The organism is Polaromonas sp. P1_G4 (genome assembly GCF_056405475.1).
This window is the reverse complement of sequence record NZ_JBFUCA010000302.1, coordinates 1-5221: the sequence shown is the minus strand read 5'-3', so window position 1 is coordinate 5221 and position 5221 is coordinate 1. Positions and strand designations below refer to the sequence as shown.

7 protein-coding genes are annotated in these 5221 nt (G+C 62.0%); 2 read left to right on the top strand and 5 right to left on the bottom strand.

Annotated features, from left to right (window positions below; translation table 11 throughout):
• From AC1D1X_RS15000 to AC1D1X_RS14990, 3 genes are all read right to left on the bottom strand, one after another.
• A partial coding sequence (locus AC1D1X_RS15000) for a BON domain-containing protein (RefSeq protein ID WP_477698561.1) occupies positions 1–412 on the bottom strand: 412 nt, incomplete at its 3' end.
• A complete protein-coding gene (locus AC1D1X_RS14995) occupies positions 409–1008 on the bottom strand; it encodes a phosphoheptose isomerase (protein WP_431098788.1) in 600 nt (199 codons plus the stop codon). The genes AC1D1X_RS15000 and AC1D1X_RS14995, both read right to left, overlap by 4 nt.
• Before the next feature lie 95 nt (positions 1009–1103).
• A complete protein-coding gene (locus tag AC1D1X_RS14990) occupies positions 1104–1559 on the bottom strand; it encodes a YraN family protein (RefSeq protein WP_477698560.1) in 456 nt (151 codons plus the stop codon).
• A 50-nt stretch (positions 1560–1609) separates the two neighbouring features.
• Here AC1D1X_RS14990 and rsmI point away from each other — a divergent pair, with 50 nt between their 5' ends.
• Positions 1610–2458, top strand: a complete 849-nt coding sequence (rsmI, locus tag AC1D1X_RS14985) for a 16S rRNA (cytidine(1402)-2'-O)-methyltransferase (RefSeq protein WP_477668936.1) — start codon at positions 1610–1612, stop codon at positions 2456–2458.
• Entirely contained in the window at positions 2455–3687 is a 1233-nt protein-coding gene (locus tag AC1D1X_RS14980; RefSeq protein ID WP_477668833.1) for a multidrug effflux MFS transporter, read from the top strand. The genes rsmI and AC1D1X_RS14980 overlap by 4 nt, the downstream gene beginning before the upstream one ends.
• Positions 3688–3702: 15 nt before the next feature.
• On the opposite strand, the gene AC1D1X_RS14975 is transcribed toward AC1D1X_RS14980, so the two are convergent.
• Together AC1D1X_RS14975 and AC1D1X_RS14970 are read right to left on the bottom strand one after the other, a co-directional pair.
• Positions 3703–4185 (bottom strand): hypothetical protein, encoded by a 483-nt coding sequence (locus AC1D1X_RS14975; protein WP_477668834.1) that lies wholly within the window; start codon positions 4183–4185, stop codon positions 3703–3705.
• Between the two features lie 307 nt (positions 4186–4492).
• Positions 4493–5221 (bottom strand): LysR substrate-binding domain-containing protein (locus AC1D1X_RS14970; RefSeq protein ID WP_477698559.1); only part of this gene is annotated, 729 nt, incomplete at its 5' end.

Here is a 5221-nt window from a genome sequence, read left to right as displayed (position 1 = left end):
CCTTGACACGGCCGGTGACGAGGGTGTCGGACGAGCGCTGTGTCAGGGTGGCGTTGCCCATCACGGCCAGTTCATTGACCACCGAGGTCACATTCTCCACACGCGAAACGATCTGCTCGACCAGCTGCTTGTCTTGCGCGCTGGGCACTTCACCCGTCAGCAACACCTGGCGGTTGTAGCTGGTCAAGTTGACATGCACACGGTCGCCCACGTTGCTGCGAATCCGGCTGGCCGCCCGCAATTCAATGCCCTCGTCTTCCAGCTGCGCACCCGACGTGCGGCGGTCGGTGGCAACAAGCGCCCCCCCGGCCATGCCACCTACCACCAAAGGAAAGCAGGCTGTCAGGGCACTGCCAAGCAAGACCGACGTACCAACGGCCAGAGTGAGTCGTTTCAACGGGGCATATGTCATACAGAGGTCTCCTGATCGCCAAGTAACTGGGTGTCCACACCATCGCAAATGCAATGGAGGACAAGAAGGTGCACTTCCTGGATACGCGCGGTCCGCTCATGCGGCACGCAGATATGCACATCGGTTTCGCGCAGGGCATGGGTCATCTTGCCGCCCCCGCGCCCCGTCAGCGCCACCACGGTCATCTCGCGCTCATGGGCGGCTTCGATGGCGGCCAGCACATTGGCCGAATTGCCGCTGGTGCTGATGGCCAGCAATACGTCGCCGGCGCCGCCCAGGGCACGCACTTGCTTCGAGAAGATGACCGTGAAGTCGTAGTCGTTGGCAATGGCGGTGAGGATGGAGCTGTCGGTCGTCAGCGCAATCGCACCCAGCTCCGGCCGCTCGCGCTCATAGCGCCCCACAAACTCCGCAGCGAAGTGCTGGGCATCCGCTGCCGAGCCACCATTGCCGCAGGCCAGGACTTTGCCGCCACTGGTGACGCTGGCCAGGATGGCCTGCACGGCGGCCGCAATCGGTTTGGACAGGACCTGTGCCGCCTGGTATTTCAGGTCGGCACTGTCAATGAACTGCTGTTCGATACGTTGTTCAAGCATGGGGTCAATGATAGCGGGTCGGACTGCTCCGCCGGTCCCGGAGGGGTTTGCGCAGGCTGGCAATGGATGGTTACAAATTCCGCCATTCCCGGCGTTCAGGACGCGTCGAAAGCCCCGGGCAGCCATTCAATGTCAGGGGCCGCCCCGTCGTCCTGCGGCCCGTTGACCAGGACCACGTCGAATCGACAAGGCGGTGGGCTGGCGAAACGCATGAGATAGTGCCTCGCGGCAAAGATGATTCGCTGTTGCTTGGCCGGGCTGATGCTGGCGCCGGCGCCGCCGTGCGAGACGCCCGTGCGCTGGCGCACTTCCACAAACACCAGAGTACCGTCAGGTGCGCGCATGACCAGGTCGATCTCGCCGCCGCCGCGGCCCGGCGTCCGATAATTGGTATCGACCAACACCAGTCCGGCCTTGGCGAGGTAGGCGCGCGCGGCAGCTTCCGCAGCATCACCCCTCGACTTGGTGGTAACCTGCCCAGGCGAGGCTGGGGCCTGAAGGGCCGTCGCTTTTGACGCCGTCCCGGCAACCTKTTTTCTGGAAAACCACATTGAACGCTTCCTTCGACCTGGCACTGAATGCGGCACGCGCCGCAGCAGGCATGCAGCATTATCCGGAAAGTGCGCTCTATGTGGTGGCGACCCCGATCGGGAACCTGGCCGACATCAGCCTGCGCGCCCTGCAAGTACTGCAGCTGGTAGACGCCATAGCCTGCGAAGACAAGCGGCATTCTCAACCCCTGCTGCGGCAGTACGGCATCGACAAACCCCTGCTGGCGGTGCACGAACACAATGAAGCTGAGGCCGCAGGTCTGGTGATCGAACGCCTGCAGCGGGGTGAGCGCGTGGCCTATATCAGCGACGCCGGCACGCCGGCCGTGAGCGATCCCGGCGCCCGCCTGGTCGCCGCCGTTCGTGCCGCTGGACTGGCCATCATGCCCCTGCCGGGTGCCAGCAGCGTCACTGCGGTGCTCAGCGTGGCCGGGCTGAGCAGCCCGGGCGGTGACACCGGGTTCGTATTCGCCGGTTTCCTGCCGAGCAAGGCCGGTGAACGCGACCAGGCCATCCAGCAGCTGCAAACCGATGCCCGGGCCATCGTGATTCTGGAGGCGCCACACCGCATCGAGGCGCTTGCGAAAGCACTGGCGGTGCTGCAAGGCCGCCTGGTCACCGTTGGCCGTGAGCTGACCAAGCAATTTGAGGAAATTGCGACCGTGCCGGCGCAGGATTTTTCCGGCTGGCTGGCCGCTGGCGCCCAGCGTACGCGCGGTGAATTTGCACTGGTACTGCATCCTTGCGCCGCTGCGGATAACCCCGAAGATGGCACACGGGTGCTGCAGTTGTTGCTGGCGGAGTTGCCGCTCAAGACTGCTGTAAAAGTCGCGGCAGAAATCACCGGCGTGGGACGTAACGAGCTCTATGACACCGCACTCAAGCTGAAAAAAGAATGAACCCCAACGCCGACGAACTCTGGCACGCACCACGCTGGGCGCTTGCCGCCTTGTTGGCTGTGCTCGGGATGCTCGGTCCGTTTTCCATCGACACCTACATTCCCGCCTTTTCCGGCATGGCGCAGTCGCTGGGAGCATCACCGGTAGAAATGCAACAGACGCTGTCGGCCTACCTGTTCGGTTTTGCTTTCATGAACTTGTTTCACGGTGCGCTGGCCGACAGTTTTGGCCGTCGGCCGGTGGTGTTGTGGGGAATCGCGCTATTCACTCTGGCGTCGGCCGGTTGCGCGCTTTCGCAAAGCATCGGGCAGCTGGTTTTTTTCCGGGCCATGCAGGGCTTGTCGACAGGTGCGGGCATTGTGGTGTCGCGCGCCGTCATACGCGACATGTACCCGCCGGCTCAGGCCCAACAGGTCATGAGCCAGGTCACCATCTATTTCGGAGTGGCCCCAGCCCTTGCGCCCATCGTCGGCGGCTGGCTTTTTGTGCATCTGGGCTGGCACAGCATCTTCTGGTTTCTGACGGGAGTGGGTGTGATCCTGTGGGCTACCAACTTCCGGTTCTTGCCCGAGACACTTCCGCCGCTGGAACGCCAGCCGTTTGAAGTCAGGCATCTGATGCGGGGCTACTGGCAGTTGGGTTCCAGCCCCCGCTTTTTATTGCTGGCGCTGGCCAGCGGCGTGCCATTCAACGGCATGTTTTTGTATGTGCTGTCAGCGCCCGCTTTTTTGGGGGAACACCTGGCACTGCAGCCTACCGAATTTTTCTGGTTTTTCATCCTGACAATCTCCGGCATCATGTCCGGCGCGTGGCTGAGCGGCCGCCTGGCAGGAAAAATCGCCCCCAAGCAGCAAATACGGCACGGCTTTGTCATCATGCTGGTCACCTCGGTGCTTAACCTGATTGCCAACATGCTGTTCGCCCCGCATGCTTCGTGGTCCCTCTTTCCGATCGCAGTGTTTGCATTCGGCTGGGCACTGATGGTGCCGGTTGTCACGCTGCTGGTGCTGGACCTTTATCCTGAACGGCGCGGCATGGCTTCTTCCCTTCAGGCCTTCGTGGGCTCAACCGCCAACGGCATTGTTGCCGGTGTCATCGCCCCGCTCACAATGCACTCCACCCGGGCATTGGCGGCAGTCTCGCTCGGGATGATGTGCATCGGGTTGGTTGCCTGGGTGTATCTGCATCACCGGTGGCCGGATATCGGCCGCTCCGCAACACCCGACTAGCGTGCAATACGCCTTTTAACGATCATTGACTCGCATGGGAAATTCCATGCCCTGCCCGATGCGTTGCACCACGTTGTTGCCGTCCAGATAAGCCCAGAAAAACATGGGCTGATCACTGTCTCGCCAGCGGTAAGTCATGATGTCGCCGGACCATGACGCTACACGGTCAATCTTTGCTGGCCGGCCAAATTCGCGTTCCATATCCGAGCGCATCCACTTGCCCGGCTGGATTCTTGAAAACTCTGCTGGCGTCAGGACCTCGCGGACGCTGATGACCCTGCCGGCGGCATCCAGATCTACCATCGTGGCGAACTGACCAAGCGGCTGGCCCGAATACTGCAGCCGGGTTCCCGCATCCAGCGGCACCACCCGGGACGGCGTTCCGCGAAGCGCGATGACGTTCTCGCGGGTCATGCCGGGCTTTATCGCTGTCAACGCGCAGCCGGCGGCACACAGCACCGCGACAACAAGACCGGAAACTAATTTAAATGCCCTCACGGTTACTCCTGCCTGAAATTTAATTGATTACGAGACTTGGGACTCAATCGCGGCCAGAACGTTCCCCGTGACACCTGCCCAACCGATCTTCCCTGCGCGGGCCGAATCACGGATTGTTGCATCATGCCGCACCCGCTGAAGGCGCCCGGACTGCCGCTGTCGTTGTTTCTGGCGCCCATGATGCAGGGCAACGGCTCGAAGCCGGGATTCAACGGATTGGACCAGGCCTCAAGCAAACTCGCCGACTCGTTTTGTACTGAGCCCGCCTGGGGGCCGAGGTGTTTGGTGTCCATGCACCCGCGCGCACTCAGGCTTTGTGCTGCCGCGCAAAAATTTTGGCCAGATCCAGGAAATTCTTTTCGGCCGGCGAATTACTGTCTTCCCGGCTCACCAGCGTGATAGGTGCCACCAGCGCGGGCCTGGCATTGGTGATACGGCAGTACACCACGCTCTCACGGTGAAAATCCTTCATGGATGCGGGAACCACGGAAACGCCCGCGCCCGCCGCGACCAGGCTGATATTGGTCAGCATGCGCTCCACCTCCAAGGCGATCCTGAGCGTGAAGCCCGCCTGTTCACAGGCTTCGATCAGATCCGAATACATGCCCGGTGCGCCGTGTCTGCGCACCAGAATGAACTGCTCATCAGCCAGGGATTTCAGATCAATGGCCGGCATCTTGCCCTTGGCGGCGCCCGCCACCAGCGCGTGACCCACCGGCAGAATCAGCAGCATCTCCTCTTCGAGCAAGGAAAAAAAGCTCACGCCACGCGGATGGCTTACGGGCGTGCGCAAAATCGCGACATTGACCTTGCCCCTGTCTATGCCCTCGGTCAGCTCGGCCGCATTGGCTTCCCTCAAATCCAGATGCACACCGGGATAAGCGCTGCGGTAGGCCCGGATAATCCCCGGAATAAGGGGATGGGCAGCGGCCGAACTGGTAAAGCCGATGGCCAGCGTGCCTTCAAAGCCCTGTGCGGCGCGCGCCGCGCGCGCCGATGCCTGCTCAACACTGCGCAGGATGGCCTGGGCTTCCTG